The organism is Anoxybacillus ayderensis (assembly GCF_013761015.1).
Classification (GTDB): domain Bacteria; phylum Bacillota; class Bacilli; order Bacillales; family Anoxybacillaceae; genus Anoxybacillus; species Anoxybacillus ayderensis.
The window spans coordinates 18,517-34,769 of sequence record NZ_JACDUV010000010.1 but is presented as its reverse complement, the minus strand read 5'-3'; the positions used below and the strand labels follow the sequence as shown (position 1 = coordinate 34,769).

12 protein-coding genes are annotated in these 16,253 nt (G+C 42.4%); 10 read left to right on the top strand and 2 right to left on the bottom strand.

The window, feature by feature from the left end; all coding sequences use genetic code 11:
• Nucleotides 1–14: 14 nt before the first annotated feature.
• The 3 genes from HNR63_RS12835 (at nucleotide 15) to HNR63_RS12825 (ending at nucleotide 4,038) form a co-directional block, all read left to right on the top strand.
• Nucleotides 15–1,424 carry a cryptochrome/photolyase family protein gene (locus HNR63_RS12835; RefSeq protein WP_181520930.1) on the top strand — a complete coding sequence of 470 codons (1,410 nt, stop codon included), beginning with the start codon at nucleotides 15–17 and terminating at the stop codon, nucleotides 1,422–1,424.
• A 144-nt stretch (nucleotides 1,425–1,568) separates the two neighbouring features.
• Nucleotides 1,569–2,999 (top strand): aldehyde dehydrogenase family protein, encoded by a 1,431-nt coding sequence (locus HNR63_RS12830; protein ID WP_181520929.1) that lies wholly within the window; start codon nucleotides 1,569–1,571, stop codon nucleotides 2,997–2,999.
• Between the two features lie 115 nt (nucleotides 3,000–3,114).
• Nucleotides 3,115–4,038, top strand: a complete 924-nt coding sequence (locus tag HNR63_RS12825) for an AEC family transporter (protein ID WP_181520928.1) — start codon at nucleotides 3,115–3,117, stop codon at nucleotides 4,036–4,038.
• 52 nt (nucleotides 4,039–4,090) lie between these two features.
• Here HNR63_RS12825 and HNR63_RS12820 read toward each other — a convergent pair whose 3' ends face one another.
• On the bottom strand, nucleotides 4,091–4,555 hold the full coding sequence (locus tag HNR63_RS12820) for a GyrI-like domain-containing protein (RefSeq protein WP_181520927.1): 465 nt from the start codon (nucleotides 4,553–4,555) through the stop codon (nucleotides 4,091–4,093).
• A gap of 116 nt (nucleotides 4,556–4,671) precedes the next feature.
• Here HNR63_RS12820 and HNR63_RS12815 point away from each other — a divergent pair, with 116 nt between their 5' ends.
• Together HNR63_RS12815 and HNR63_RS12810 are read left to right on the top strand one after the other, a co-directional pair.
• Nucleotides 4,672–5,067: a GtrA family protein gene (locus HNR63_RS12815; protein WP_181520926.1), complete on the top strand. Its 396-nt coding sequence runs from the start codon at nucleotides 4,672–4,674 to the stop codon at nucleotides 5,065–5,067.
• A gap of 92 nt (nucleotides 5,068–5,159) precedes the next feature.
• Nucleotides 5,160–6,521 (top strand): methyl-accepting chemotaxis protein, encoded by a 1,362-nt coding sequence (locus tag HNR63_RS12810; RefSeq protein WP_181520925.1) that lies wholly within the window; start codon nucleotides 5,160–5,162, stop codon nucleotides 6,519–6,521.
• Between the two features lie 34 nt (nucleotides 6,522–6,555).
• On the opposite strand, the gene gltC is transcribed toward HNR63_RS12810, so the two are convergent.
• On the bottom strand, nucleotides 6,556–7,455 hold the full coding sequence (gltC, locus tag HNR63_RS12805; protein WP_181520924.1) for a glutamate biosynthesis transcriptional regulator GltC: 900 nt from the start codon (nucleotides 7,453–7,455) through the stop codon (nucleotides 6,556–6,558).
• A gap of 119 nt (nucleotides 7,456–7,574) precedes the next feature.
• Between gltC and gltB the strand changes: the two genes are divergently transcribed.
• From gltB to HNR63_RS12780, 5 genes are all read left to right on the top strand, one after another.
• Nucleotides 7,575–12,119, top strand: a complete 4,545-nt coding sequence (gltB, locus tag HNR63_RS12800) for a glutamate synthase large subunit (protein WP_220127522.1) — start codon at nucleotides 7,575–7,577, stop codon at nucleotides 12,117–12,119.
• A gap of 37 nt (nucleotides 12,120–12,156) precedes the next feature.
• A complete protein-coding gene (locus HNR63_RS12795) occupies nucleotides 12,157–13,617 on the top strand; it encodes a glutamate synthase subunit beta (RefSeq protein WP_181520923.1) in 1,461 nt (486 codons plus the stop codon).
• Between the two features lie 66 nt (nucleotides 13,618–13,683).
• Entirely contained in the window at nucleotides 13,684–14,043 is a 360-nt protein-coding gene (locus HNR63_RS12790) for an alpha-helical endospore appendage domain-containing protein (RefSeq protein WP_021095285.1), read from the top strand.
• 79 nt (nucleotides 14,044–14,122) lie between these two features.
• Complete coding sequence (gene ilvD / locus HNR63_RS12785) at nucleotides 14,123–15,835, top strand: dihydroxy-acid dehydratase (protein WP_181520922.1); 1,713 nt, start codon at nucleotides 14,123–14,125, stop codon at nucleotides 15,833–15,835.
• A gap of 85 nt (nucleotides 15,836–15,920) precedes the next feature.
• A complete protein-coding gene (locus HNR63_RS12780) occupies nucleotides 15,921–16,247 on the top strand; it encodes a DUF3870 domain-containing protein (protein ID WP_003395822.1) in 327 nt (108 codons plus the stop codon).
• Nucleotides 16,248–16,253: the final 6 nt, after the last annotated feature.

Sequence of the window (16,253 nt, the reverse complement as noted above, 5' to 3'; positions counted from 1 at the left end):
TAATATTTGAAAGGATGAGATGTATGCATACAGCAGTTGTTTGGTTTCGCCGAGATTTTCGATTGCACGATCATACAGCGCTCGTTCACGCGCTTCAGTGGGCGAAAGAAAGGGAAGGAAAGCTTCTTTTTTTCTTTCATTTTGACCCTTATTTCGCCAAAGAGCGAACGTATCATCATGAATACTTTTTTCAAACAGTTGAGCACTTTCGCCAGTCATTATGTGAATACGGCATTCACATGCATGTATTGTATGGGGACACAGATCAAGTATTTACTCGCCTCATTTATCATACAAATATGTGTGCGATTTTTTTAAATAAAGACGAAGTTGGGCGCGGAAAAGAGCGGGATGATTATGTTCAGGCGTTGTTACAAAAGCATGGAGTGGAAGTGTATACATATGATGATGCGCATATGCATGGGGCATTTGAAGTACTAAAAGCAGATGGAACGCCTTATAAAGTATATACACCATATTACCGCGCATGGAGAAAACGCCCGAAGCGTTTTCCGCTTTCAATAGACATCGATTTGTTACGTGCTCATATGTTACATATCACGCCGCTTTCGGAAGATGACGAGCGTGCGTTTACGATGTGGCTTGCGTCATGTACGAAACGTTGGGAGCATACGAGCGAACAAGACGCTTTACATGTTTTACAGCAGTTTATCGATACGGCACTTCCGTATTATCATCGGAAACGAGATATTCCGGGCGTTGCGGGTACAAGTCGTTTATCTCCACATTTAAAAACTGGGACGATTTCTATTCGCACCGTTTTTCATGCGGTTGCGCAACAATTTGGAAATGGATATGATGAAGCAATAGAAACGTATATAAAAGAGCTAGCTTGGCGCGATTTTTATCATATGATTTATGCGCATTTTCCGTTTACAAAAACGGAAGCGTTTATTGAAAAGTATCGTCATCTTCCATGGTCGCGTGATGATGAACGCTTTGAAGTTTGGAAAGAAGGAAAAACAGGTTTTCCACTCGTTGATGCAGGGATGCGCCAGTTGAAAAAGGAAGGATGGATGCACAACCGTCTGCGCATGGTTGTTGCCTCGTTTTTAACAAAAGATTATTTGATCGATTGGCGCATGGGCGAACAATACTTTCAACATATGTTAATCGATTACGATGAAGCATCAAATATCGGCGGATGGCAATGGGCTGCTTCTGTCGGGACAGATGCTGTACCGTATTTTCGCGTCTTTAACCCGATTGAACAATCGAAAAAGTTTGACCCAGACGGCACATATATTCGCACGTATGTACCAGAACTTGCTTCTTTCCCTTCGGCACATATTCATGAGCCATGGAAAAGTAACATAAAAGTCGATTACCCTGCACCGACAGTAGACCATTCATTGCAACGCCAACGCGCCATTGCGTTGTTTCAAATGAATGAACGATTATAGCCTACTTGATGAAGTGGGCTTTTTTGCTTTAGTTAAATCATGAAGGATTATAAATTGTAAAAAAAGAATAGAAATAAATAGCGTTTATATTTTGGCATTGTTATCAGCCGCGTTGATTGGGAGAGATGAGGAAGGGGGAGAACAATGATAGAAAAAAAGAAGCTTTACATTAACGGAGAATGGGTAGAAGCGGAGTCGTACACACATCTTTTGGCGCCATATGATGGAGAAGTATTGGCACACATTCCTATTGCGACAAAACAACATGTCCAGCACGCGATTGCGGCTGCGGATAAAGCGCGGCGAACGATGGCGAAGATGCCTGCACATGAACGAGCGGCCATTTTAGAGAGAGTCGTGACGTTATTGCAACAGCGTGCGGACGAAGCGGCTACGATCATTGCGAAAGAAGCCGCAAAGCCAATCACAATCGCCAAAGCGGAAGTAGCGCGCATGATTCAAACGTATAAATTTGCGGCGGAAGAGGCGAAGCGAATTCATGGGGAGACGATTCCACTTGATGCTGCGCCAGGTGGGGAACATCGTGTCGCTTTTACGGTCAGAGAACCGATTGGAGTGATTGGAGCGATTACCCCGTTTAATTTTCCGATGAATTTAGTAGCGCATAAGCTAGGCCCTGCGATTGCATCTGGAAATACGGTTGTATTGAAGCCTGCGAGCCAAACGCCGCTTTCTGCGTATTTTATCGCGGAGTTGTTTGATCGAGCAGGATTGCCCAAAGGGGCACTTAATGTCGTGACAGGGAGCGGAAAAACAGTTGGCGATCAAATTGTGACAGATCCGCGTGTTCGCATGATCACATTTACAGGAAGTCCTGAAGTAGGAATCGCTATTCGCAACAAAGCCGGCTTAAAACGTGTGACGCTAGAATTAGGGTCAAACTCAGCCGTTATTATTGATGAACAAGTGGACGTTGATCGAATCATTCCGCGGTGCGTCGTCGGTGCTTTTTCGTTTCAAGGACAAGTGTGTATTTCCTTGCAGCGCATCTATGTGCATGAGAAACGGTATAAAGAATTCGTCGAAAAGTTTGTGGCAGCGGTGAAGCAGTTGAAAGTTGGTGACCCGCTTGATCCGAAGACAGACGTTTCGGCTCTTATTTCTGAAAAAGATGTGGAGCGTTCGTTACAATGGATCGAGGAAGCGAAACAAGGAGGTGCTACCGTTGCAATCGGTGGGGAGAGACAAGGAAATATTTTGTTGCCGACAGTCATTTTAGACGCATCACCAACATTGAAAGTATCATGTCAAGAAGTGTTTGCGCCGATTGTGTTGATTAATAAAGTTTCATCCGTCGACGAAGCGATTGAGCTTGTCAACGATTCGCGCTACGGGTTGCAAGCAGGTATATATACAGACAATGTCCATACCGCATGGGAAGCGGCAGAGAAACTACATGTTGGCGGGGTTCTTATTAATGACATTCCAACGTTTCGTGTCGACCATATGCCGTATGGCGGGGTAAAGGAAAGCGGATTTGGGCGCGAAGGTATTCGATACGCAATCGAAGAAATGACAGAGTTAAAGCTTATTATTTTCAACCGAAATCGATAAAGAGTGCGCAATCGAACAATTTTGGCTCTTGTCGTCTGAAACAAGAGCCGTTTTCGTTCAGGTGCGCGAAGGATGGATGAGCGCAAGGAAGTAATACATAAAAGGGGGACTTCCATTGGACATTTTTATCCGTATTGTGATTGATGTCATTTTGCCGCTGTTTTTGTTGATTGGTGCAGGGGCGTATTTGCATCGATTGTTTCATTTTGATATGAATACGTTGTCAAAAATAACGACATATTTTTTGCTTCCGGCAGTTGGGTTTGTAAACATTTATGAGAGCGACATAACAAGTGATGTATTGTTGAACATCCTCTTTTTTCTCGTTCTACAAAATGGGACGCTTATTATGCTTAGTGCGATGATGGCAAGATGGCTAAAGCTTGATCGAAGTTTAGGGGCAACGTTTCAAAATACAATCGTGCTTAACAATTCTGGTAATTTTGGTATCCCGGTTAGTCAACTTATTTTTCGCCAAGAGCCGATAGGTTTGTCGATCCAAATTGTCGTAACGATTTTTCAAAACTTTTTAACGAACACGTATGGATTGTTTCAGTTTATTTCTGCAAGTGAAAATAAAGGGAGAATGACTCGTGAATTTTTAAAAAATCCGATTATTTACGCCCTTATTTTTGGTGTTATTTTCCGATTTTTTCATATTTCTGTCCCATCGTTTATTTGGCAGCCGCTTGAGCATGTCGCTGATGCTTTTTTAGCGATTGCCTTGTTGACGTTAGGTGCTCAACTTGCTTATATGAATATGAAACGTATTCCGCGTCTCATGTTTATAACGATTGGTAGTCGGCTAATTCTCTCTCCTTTCATCGCTTTTTTCATCATTTTGATTTTACATATAAAAGGAATTACAGCCCAAGCGTTGCTTATTGCGAGTGCATATCCTTGTTCGCGAAATACAGCGTTATATGCGTTAGAATACAATCATCATCCCGAATATGCAGCCCAAGCTGTATTTTTATCTACTTTGCTTAGTCCGGTGACAGTAGCTAGTGTCATTGGTATAGCGCATGTTTATTTTTAATCCATATGCCAAAGGAGCCCACCGTTTATGGTTCTTTTGGCATGCGTTTGTTTTATGACTTCATGATGACAGGAACCCACAATTCATTTTCCGGATGGCGAGTTGGCGGATAATAACATTCGATGCAAGGAAAATTAGCGAGCTTATATTGAGAAGCAGGGAGCCATTGTGAATATAATTGCTGCCACGCTTCGTCAATATTTGGAATAACTGCCCATGTATCATGCGAAATCGTCATTCGTTCCATGTTCGACACTTCCCCGTCATAGCGTATCCCCATGAAGTAAATAAACTCCTCATCTGTTATTGTTGCATCTTTCCCACAAACGCCTAACAGCCCTTCAAGTGTACACTTCGGCTGTTCCCACGACAAATCAATAAGTTGTTGCATCAATCCATTCTTCTCGGCATGAGCCCAAAGTGAAGGAATCGTTTGAAATGCTTCGTTTGTTTTTACACGGTATCCTTTTCCTACCAGTGTTAATTCAAATGGGATGGTTTCAATTTTATACTCCATTTCGTTAGCTCCTTTTGTTAAATTGATGGACATTTTTGTATGAGTTGAAATTTCTCACCTTTTTATATTAACATAAAAATCCAATATACATTTATAAATTTTTCAGAAGGTGTTGCATGATATTGAATAACATCGTTACATTCTTTCGTTTTATTGTTGTTGGGATGAGTAATACACTTGTGGATTTTTTGGTATTTTTCTCCCTCATAACGCTTCATGTGCCGTACATGTGGGCGCAAATATTCGGTTATAGCGTAGGTGTGATCAATAGCTATATATGGAATCGAACGTGGACATTTCGATCAGCAGGAGGAATGAAAAAACAATTTGTTCGCTTTCTTGTCGTAAACCTTTGTTCTCTCATCGTCACGATCATGATGTTACATCGTTTCAGCGAAATGTTTCCGATTGCTTTAAACAAAACGATAGCGACAGTGGGCGGAATAGCAATCAATTGGTTCGGCAGTCGCATGTGGGTGTTTTCTGAAAAAGCATGTTGTGAAGAAAAGTAACACATATTTCAAAATATTAAGAAAAAATAGTTGTTTTATTTACTTCTTATGTTATATTTATGTTATTAAATATAACATAAGGGGGCGTGTGTATGTTTTTGATAAAGAAGAGATTGAAAGTGGAAGAAGCGAAAGAAGAGAAACCGAGTGAAATACTAGGTCAAATTGAAGTGGCGGTTGATCAATTAAAAGCAGTTGTTGAACAAATGAAACTAGCTGCTAGTTCACTTGATCATACGTCTAATGCAACGCAACAAAGTACGTTCCAACTTGTTGACCATTTAGAAAAAACAGTAAGTTATACACTACAAGTGGAAGAAAAAACGAAAGTCATCGAGTCGTCAGCATTGAAAGTTTCCGATGTTTCCCGTCGCATTCATGAGTACAGCGAAGCGTCCTATAATGAGCTTATTGTAGCATGGAATTCACTACAAAAACTACAACTTGACATGGATGAGTTGCGAACGAGTCATTATGCTTTGCTTAGTCAGATGGAGTTGTTAGTCAAGCAGTCACAAGAAATTCGTCACATTTTGTCAACGATTGCTTCGATTTCACAAAAAACGGGTATTTTAGCTCTGAATGCAAATATTGAATCAGCACGCGCAGGAGAGCACGGTAGAGGATTTTCAGTTGTTGCGAATGAAGTAGGAAAATTAGCGAATCAAACATCTGTTGCAGTAGAACAAACGCGAAATATTTTATCTTCTATCCAATCGGGGATTCATTCGACGATGAGAATGGTAGAAGTAGAAAATGAGCAAATCGAAAACGGATCGAGTGAAATGAACCGTGTATTATCTCTTATGGTTGGGTTTAAAGAACGGTTGCATGATATGACCGCATTGGCGCACGAATCGGCACAATCTGTTGAAGGGCAGACAGCGAGTGTACAAGAAATTTCAGCTTTGCTTGCATACATTTCAGCGATGGCATCAGAAAATAAAAACTATGCGCACGAAGTAGCGAAACATATGGATATACAGCATAAAAATGTCGAACAAATGTTGAAAGTAAATGAAGCGATTGAAAAAACATCAAATGAATTACAAGTCATGATGAAAAAAGATGAACATGAACGAACGTTCTCTATGGATTTGCGTGTCATTGAACGAATGAAAGAAAAGCTTACATCATTTGTGCAATCTTATCCGTTTGATCGTTTGGATGCGAGTGAACATGAAGTGTATTTAAATGAATTTTTACACGTAAACGAAAATGTCGAGGCAGTTTGGTCAAATCGAATCGACGGAACATTTATTTACTCAAATCCTCCAGCTGGTCTTGTCAATGCCAAAGCTCGACCATGGTTTGTTGAGGCGACGAAAGGCAATGTGTACGTTTCTTCTGTATATACATCAGCGTTGACAAAACGCCCATGTTTGACCATTTCAGCACCAATTGTTCAAGATGGTTCTGTCGTTGGGGTTGTCGGCATCGATTTATCTGTGTAGTTATACAGTAAGCCGGCTATGCACATTAGCTGGCTTACTGGTATCGATCTAACATGGCGAAAAATTGTTTGACAAACTGATAAAATACGTTGACGGATGGCGCCAGGTCGTGATTCGGTAAAATAATTCCGACGTTGCGACGAACGAGCGGAAGTTCGATTGGCACTTTCACTGTATAGCGTGGAGTTGTCTCATAAAACGTGCTCTCTGGTAATAAAGTAACACCGATACTTGCTGAAACGAGCCCTTTGATCGCATCTAAATCTTCTCCTTCCGATGAAATAATCGGAGAAAAGCCCGCTTGTTTGCAAGCATCTTCTACTATTTTTCGCAAAATAAATCCTTCTGGAAACATGACGAATGGCTCATGCCGCAATTCGCTTAGTGCAATGCTTCGTTTCTGACTAAGTGGATGATCTTTCGGAATGAGCGCTGCGAACGACTCTGTAAATAAAATATCCCCTCGAATACCTTTTTCCACTGTTGGAACAGGACCTAAAAAAGCTAAATCGATTTCTCGCTTTTTCACCGCCTCGATTAAAAATTTGTACGACCCTTGGCGCAAATGAAAGGAAATGTGCGGATGTTGTTGTTTAAACGTAGAAATGACCATCGGCATCGTATAGCTAGCGAGACTTGTTGGAAAACCGATTTTAATCGTTCCGCGTTCTGGATCTAAATATTCCTCAATTTGTTGTTTCGCATAGTCGATCGCTTTTAGTGCTAATTCAATATGTTGTAAAAAGTGACGCCCGATCGGTGTTAATTTCACATTCCTTCCTTCTCGTTCAAATAACTTCACGCCAAGCTCATCCTCCAAATTGGCAATTTGGCGACTGACGGCGGATTGCGCAACATGCAATGCTTCAGCAGCTTCTGATACATGTTCCCGTTTCGCAACTTCCGTGAAATAAATGAGTTGTCTTAATTCCATCTTTACTACTCCTTTCCATTGTTCTCGAAATGAGATGAATGTTATCTAAATTATATATTGTTTGTATGATTATTGAAATCTACAATTATACATACATGATGACGGAATGGGGGATTCACATGAGAGGACTACCAAAAGCGCAAGGATTGTACTGTCCGCAGTTTGAACATGATGCATGTGGGATCGGGTTATACGCTCACTTAAAAGGTGAAGCGTCCCATCATATTGTAAAGCAAGGCCTTCATATGCTACGGCAATTAGAACATCGTGGCGGTCAAGGAAGCGACCCGCAAACAGGTGACGGGGCTGGAATCATGGTGCAAATTCCTGATGATTATTTTCGGGACGTTTGTTCATTTTCGCTTCCTCCGAAAGGACGTTACGGAGTTGGGATGATTTTCTTTTTTGAGCATAGCGAGCAAAAAAGAATGATGTTAGAGCATCAAATTTCTCATATCGTTCATGAAGAAGGACAAACGTTACTCGGATGGCGAGATGTGCCTGTTGATTTCGAAAAACTCGGAACATTAGCAAAACAAAGTCGTCCGTTCATTCGTCAGCTTTTTATTGCAGCGAGCGATGAAGTAACGGACGAACAACATTTTGAGCGAAAGTTATATGTCATTCGTAAACGAGCAGAAAAAGCGGTGAAAAACAATGAATATTATTTTGCGAGTTTATCAAGTCGCACAATCGTTTACAAAGGGCTAGTCACTCCGGAGCAATTAGATGCGTTTTATATCGATTTACAAGATGAGCGATTTCGTTCAGCGTTTGCACTCGTTCACTCGCGCTTTAGCACAAATACGTTCCCAAGCTGGGAGCGGGCGCATCCGAACCGTTATTTAATCCATAATGGAGAAATTAATACGTTGCGTGGCAATATTCATTGGATGATGGCGCGAGAGAAGCAATTTACGTCCCATGTTTTTGGTGAAGATTTACAAAAAGTTCTTCCGATTTTAGATACGAACGGAAGCGATTCGTCTATGCTTGATAATGCGTTTGAATTTTTTGTGTTAGCAGGAAAATCGCTCGCTGAAACGGCGATGATGCTCATTCCTGAACCGTGGTATTGGGATGAAGAAATGGACGATCATAAAAAAGCGTTTTATGAATATTACAGCTGTTTAATGGAGCCGTGGGATGGTCCGACAGCGATCGTGTTTACAAACGGAAAACAAATTGGAGGGATTTTAGATCGGAACGGTCTTCGCCCGGCTCGTTATTATGTAACGAAAGATGACTATATTATTTTTTCATCGGAAGTCGGAGTTATTGATGTAGCGCCGGAAAATGTTTTGTATAAAGAACGATTAAGCCCTGGGAAAATGCTTTTTATTGATTTTGAACAAGGGCGCATCATTTCTGATGACGAAATAAAAACGCAAATTGCCAATGAACGTCCGTATCGTCAATGGGTGGACGAACAAATCGTTTCAATTGACGAATTAACAACGGACGATGATGAACAATCATTTAATGATCTCGTTACGAAACAAAAAGCGTTCGGGTATACGTATGAAGATGTCGAAAAGACGATCATTCCGATGGCGACAGAAGGAAAAGATCCGACAGGGGCGATGGGAAATGATACGCCGTTAGCGGTTTTGTCCGATCGGCCACAAAGTTTGTTCAATTATTTTAAACAACTATTTGCGCAAGTAACAAATCCGCCGATCGATGCCATTCGTGAATATACCGTTACATCAACAGTGACGTTGCTTGGAAAAGAAGGGGATTTGTTAAATCCAGATGCATCAGCTGCTCGCCGCATTCGTCTAGATAGTCCGATTATCACGAACAAACAATTAAGGGCAATTCGAATGAGTCCGTATCGCGAATTCGCTAGCGTCACGTTGTCAACGATTTTTACAGACAACTTAAAAGAGGCGTTAGACGAATTATGTGAAGCGGCAGATGAAGCCATCGCTTCCGGTGTGACGTTACTCATTTTATCTGATCGATCAATGGACGAACAACGTGTAGCCATTCCTGTCCTTCTTGCGGTCAGCGCGGTGCATCAACATCTTGTTCGAAAAGGGACGCGTACAAAAGTAAGCTTAATTGTCGAAAGCGGAGAAGCGCGCGAAGTACATCACCTTGCTGCGTTAATCGGTTATGGGGCAGATGCTATTCATCCGTATTTAGCGTTTGCGACTATTCGCGAAGCGATCGAAAAAGGAGTGCTTCATTCCACATACGAAAAGGCAGTAGAAACCTATAAAAAAGCAGCGACGGATGGCGTTGTGAAAGTGATGTCAAAAATGGGTATTTCAACAGTGCAAAGCTATCGTGGGGCGCAAATTTTTGAAGCGGTCGGTATTGGTGCGGATGTGATTGAGCAATATTTTACAGGAACAGCATCACAAATTGGCGGAATCGGTTTGGATGAAATTGCTCAAGAAGCAAAAATGCGTCATATGCAAGCGTTCCACACATCTTATGATCAAACATTAGATTCTGGAAGTGAATTGCAATGGCGTAAAAACGGTGAACATCATGCGTTTAATCCGAAAATGATTCACACGTTACAATGGGCATGTCGAAAAAATGACTACGAACTGTTTAAACAATACTCGAAAATGGCAAACGAAGAGCAAATGACATTTTTGCGTCATTTATTTACGTTTGACGAAACGCGTACACCGATTCCTATTGAAGAAGTAGAACCTGTGGAAGCGATTGTACGCCGATTTAAAACAGGGGCTATGTCATATGGTTCATTGAGCGAAGAAGCTCATGAAACGCTTGCGATTGCGATGAATCGCATCGGTGGAAAAAGCAATAGCGGAGAGGGTGGAGAAGATCCGCGGCGCTATGTACGAGATGAAAATGGTGATTTTCGTCGCAGTGCAATTAAGCAAGTTGCATCGGGACGGTTCGGTGTAAAAAGTCATTATTTAGTCCATGCCGATGAGTTACAAATTAAAATGGCGCAAGGTGCAAAACCGGGAGAAGGAGGACAACTTCCTGCCAATAAAGTATATCCGTGGATTGGAAAAGTGCGTGGATCCACGCCAGGTGTGGAACTTATTTCACCGCCACCGCATCATGACATTTATTCCATTGAAGATTTAGCTCAACTCATTTATGACTTAAAAAATGCGAATCGTCATGCGCGTATTAGTGTGAAACTCGTTGCAAAATCTGGCGTTGGTACAATCGCAGCAGGAGTGGCTAAAGGTGGTGCCGATGTAATCGTCATTAGCGGATATGACGGTGGTACGGGCGCTTCGCCAAAAACGAGCATTAAACATGCAGGGCTTCCGTGGGAGCTCGGTTTAGCCGAAACGCATCAAACGCTTATGTTAAACGGATTACGAGATCGTGTTGTATTAGAAACAGACGGAAAATTAATGACTGGTCGTGATGTCGTGATGGTCGCATTGCTTGGTGCTGAAGAGTTTGGTTTTGCGACCGCTCCGCTTGTCGTTTTAGGGTGTGTCATGATGCGCGTTTGTCATTTAGATACGTGCCCTGTTGGTGTAGCGACACAAAATCCGGAGTTGCGAGCAAAATTTACAGGGAAACCAGAGCATATCGTCAATTTCATGTATTTTATTGCCCAAGAAGTGCGTGAGATGATGGCTCAACTTGGTTTCCGCACGATCGAAGAAATGGTTGGACGGGTAGATGTATTAAAAATAAGCGAGCGGGCGAAGCGACATTGGAAAGCGAAACATCTTGATTTATCGCGCTTGCTGTATCAAGTGGACGGACCGAGAACGTTTTCTAAACCGCAAAACCATCGTCTCGATGAAACGCTTGATCATACGATGATTTTGCCAGCGGTAAAGAAAGCGCTAGAAGATAAAAAACCGATACAGCTACATGTCCCGATTCGCAACGTTCATCGTACGGTCGGTGCAATGGTAGGTAGCGAAATATCAAAACGATACGGAGAAGAAGGTCTTCCAGAAGATACGATCCGACTACATGTTCACGGTTCAGCCGGACAAAGTTTTGCGGCGTTTGTACCAAAAGGAATGACGATGACACTCATCGGAGATGCGAACGATTATGTTGGAAAAGGGTTGTCAGGTGGAAAAGTAATCGTTCGTCCGCCACATGAAGCGGAGTTTGCATGTAGCGACCAAGTTATTATTGGAAACGTCGCGTTTTACGGCGCAACAAGCGGTGAAGCGTACATTCGCGGGCGAGCTGGGGAACGTTTTTGCGTTCGCAATAGCGGAGTTGTTGCCGTTGTTGAAGGTGTTGGTGATCATGGCTGTGAGTATATGACAGGCGGACGTGTCGTTATCCTCGGTTCTGTTGGAAAAAATTTCGCCGCTGGAATGTCCGGTGGCATAGCATACGTACTTGCTGATGACGATGCGTGGAAAAAACGCGCGAACCGTGAACTTGTTTTATTTGAGTCATTAGTCGACGAAAACGAAATACGAGACGTGCAACATATGATTATGAAACATTACGAATATACAGAAAGCCCGAAAGCGGCGTATGCGCTTGCAAATTGGGAACGAGTTGTGAAAGACATCGTCAAAGTCATTCCGAAAAATTATAAGCTTATGATTGAAACGATCGAGGCGCTAAAGCAACGCGGATTGTCGCATGACGAAGCGGTATTTCAAGCGTTTGAAACGGTTGCAAGCAAAAAAGGTGTCGTCGCTGAAAAAGTTATCGAAGCGGTCGCAAAGTAAGCGATCGCTTCTGTAAAAAAAAGAAAGGGGGAGAACGATGGGGAAAGCAACAGGGTTTATGGAATATGTACGGGAGGAAGAAAAAAAGCGTGATCCGCTTTCTCGTTTACATGATTGGAACGAATATACGTTTCCGTTTTCAAATGAAACGTTAGCACGTCAAGGAGCGCGATGTATGGATTGCGGTACTCCTTTTTGTCATATGGGAATGGAACTAAATGGCTTAACGTCAGGATGCCCGATTCATAATCTCGTTCCGGAATGGAACGATCTTGTATATCGTGGACGTTGGAAAGAAGCGTTTGAACGGTTAGCAAAAACGAATAACTTTCCAGAGTTTACGGGACGTGTCTGCCCAGCACCGTGTGAAGGATCGTGCACTGTAGCGATTTCCGATCCGGCGGTGGCCATTAAAGGAATTGAGCGAGCAATCATCGACAAAGCATTCGCAGAAGGTTGGGTTCAACCGCGCATTCCGAACAAGCGAACGGGAAAAAAAGTCGCTGTGATCGGCTCAGGGCCAGCGGGTTTAGCATGTGCAGACGAATTAAATCAAGCAGGTCATTTTGTCACTGTATACGAGCGTGCCGATCGCATAGGGGGATTATTAACATACGGCATTCCGAATATGAAACTTGGAAAAGATGTCGTCGAACGGCGTGTGCGCCTACTTAGCGAAGAAGGAATTACGTTTATCACGAATACAGAAGTTGGAAAGTATATTACCGTCGATGAGTTACAGAAACAATATGATGCGGTTGTTCTTTGTGTTGGAGCGCAAAAACAGCGCGATCTTGTTATAGAAGGACGCGAATTAGATGGCGTTCATTTTGCAATGGATTACTTAACCCGAACAACAAAATGGTTGTTGACCGGCGAAAAAGAAGAAACGTTTATTGATGCAAAAAATAAACACGTCATCGTCATCGGTGGTGGTGATACAGGAGCTGACTGCGTAGCAACAGCGCTTCGCCAACAATGTAAAAGCGTTGTCCAGTTCGGCAAACACCCCGCATTGCCGACTGATCGTGCAAGTGATAATCCGTGGCCACAATATCCCCTTATTTTTACCGTTGATTATGCGTATGAAGAAGCGGAAGCGAAGTTTGGTACGGATCCACGTCAATATTGCATTCAAACGAAAAAAATTGTCGGTGATGATAGAGGGAACGTAAAAGAACTGCATACGATTCAAATGGAAAAAATAGTAGATGAACATGGGCGTATTGTATTTAAAGAAATTCCAGGTACAGAGAAAGTATGGCCATGTGACATCGTGTTAATCGCCATCGGTTTTGAAGGACCAGAGCCATCGCTTTTACAACAATTTGGAGTAGAAACAGAAAACAAAAAAGGAAAAGCGTCACGATACAAGACAAATGTCGAAGGGGTATTTGTCGCAGGTGATGCAAGACGTGGGCAAAGTCTTGTCGTCTGGGCTATTCATGAAGGTCGGGAAGCAGCGAAGGAAATCAGTCGCTTTCTCCGTGACAAGTAAACGGATGAATCATCTCCTTTCATCACACATATATTGATGTATCATAAGAAAAAGGAGATGATTCATTTGTCATTCCCAAATGTCCCTAACATTAAGCCAGACATTGATTTAGATGAAGAAGATGTGCTGTCGCTATTGCTTGCATCGATCGCATTAGAGGAATTAAGTTTGGCGCATATTATGAATGCTGAGGCAGAAAAGTTGCAAGCCGTGTTAGGCACCCTCACAACGAGTGCAAGTGGAACGAAAGCACAGACGCTTCATGATTTATTGAAAGTCAACCGATCTGTTGAGCGAACGTTACGTACCGTGTTAAAAAACCAAATGTTGCTTCAGTTTAAATTAGAGGATGTTAGCGACTTAATTCAACTCATTCATGAGCAAAAGCGAAAAAAGCATAAAGAAAAAGATAGTTGTGAACATTAATGTTTCTATGATCTCTTTTTCTACACTTTTGTAGAAAAAGAGATTTTTATTTTTTGCAATTGTCTTTTTATTTAAAAAAATGTTACAATGTTTAACAAGTTTAGAGAAGATGGAGGGATTTGATTTGCGTAGCGATATGATTAAAAAAGGATTTGACCGCGCGCCACATCGTAGTTTATTGCGCGCGGCAGGGGTAAAGGAAGAAGATTTTAATAAACCGTTTATTGCGGTGGTCAACTCGTATATTGATATTATTCCAGGACATGTTCATTTACAAGAGTTTGGGAAAATTGTGAAAGAAGCGATTCGCGAAGCAGGTGGCGTACCGTTTGAAATGAATACGATCGGAGTGGATGACGGTATCGCGATGGGACATATCGGCATGCGCTATTCGTTGCCGAGCCGTGAAATCATTGCCGATTCTGTTGAAACCGTCATTTCTGCGCATTGGTTTGATGGGATGGTATGCATTCCAAACTGCGATAAAATTACACCTGGTATGATGATGGCTGCGATGCGCTTAAACATTCCAACCATTTTTGTAAGCGGAGGGCCGATGAAAGCGGGTGTGACAAGCGATGGGAAAAAAATTTCACTCTCTTCTGTATTTGAAGGAGTGGGAGCATATCAAGCAGGGAAAATTGACGAAAAAGGGTTACAAGAACTTGAACAGTACGGCTGTCCGACATGTGGTTCTTGCTCAGGGATGTTTACAGCCAATTCGATGAACTGTTTAGCTGAAGCGCTTGGCTTAGCTCTTCCGGGTAACGGTACGATTTTAGCCATTGATCCGGCACGAAAAGAATTTGTGCGCCGTTCGGCTCAACAGTTAATGTATTTAATCGAGCACGATATTAAACCGCGTGATATCGTGACCGAAAAAGCAATTGATAACGCGTTTGCACTTGACATGGCTCTCGGTGGTTCAACAAATACGGTGCTACATACGTTAGCGATCGCGAATGAAGCAGGCATTCATTATCCGCTTGAGCGCATTAATGAAGTTGCGGCCCGCGTACCACATTTAGCAAAACTCGCTCCAGCATCAGATATGCATATTGAAGACTTACATGAAGCAGGTGGGGTGTCTGCTGTATTACATGAATTGTCGAAAAAAGAAGGTACGCTTCATTTAGATGCATTGACGGTGTCGGGAAAAACGCTTGGTGAAAACATTGCAGGGTGTGAAGTGAAAAACTATGAAGTCATTCGTCCGATTGACAATCCGTATTCAGAAACAGGCGGACTGGCTGTATTGTTCGGCAATTTAGCTCCAGATGGTGCAATTATTAAAACAGGTGGCATTCAAGGGGGAATTACACGCCACGAAGGACCAGCGATCGTATTTGACTCTCAAGAAGAAGCGCTTGAAGGGATCGCGGCAGGGAAAGTACAGCCGGGGCATGTCGTCATTATTCGTTACGAAGGACCAAAAGGTGGACCAGGTATGCCAGAAATGTTGGCACCGACATCACAAATTGTCGGGATGGGATTAGGGACGAAAGTAGCGCTCATTACGGACGGTCGTTTCTCCGGTGCTTCCCGTGGGCTATCGATTGGGCACGTATCACCGGAAGCAGCTGAAGGAGGCCCGATTGCATTTGTGGAAAATGGGGATCACATTGTCATTGATATTGTGAAACGAACAATTGATGTACATGTTCCAGAAGAAGAATGGGAAAAACGAAAAATGAATTGGAAAGGGTTTGAATCAAAAGTAAAAACAGGTTATTTAGCTCGCTACTCGAAGCTCGTCACGTCCGCAAGTACAGGTGGAATTATGAAAATTTAAAGAATTTTGTCGAAAGGTTGTTCGTAAATGCAAAACAAGCTTCCGTTATAATGAAAGAAGTAAAACGATGATGGGAGTGAAAAAAATGAATACGCAATTCATTGCCGGTCATGCACGATTGCCTTCAGGAATGGCGGCAAAAAGCGTGTTTGATACGTTGACGATTACAGCAGAAGTAGATAAAAAGTACGGTGTCATCGTGGATGCTTCTTGTACGTTAGCAACAGAACACGGCCGTGATTATGTAGCGCGGTTGTTAAAAGGACATTCATTAAAAGATGGGATTGACGAGCCGCTTGCTCAATTACATGAAGGGTATTTAGGAAAAGCAAATCAAGCGTTATGCGCAGCATTAAAAGATTTGTATAAACAATATTGTAAACTAGAAGAAAAGATGCATGCAGAAAAATAGAGGGTG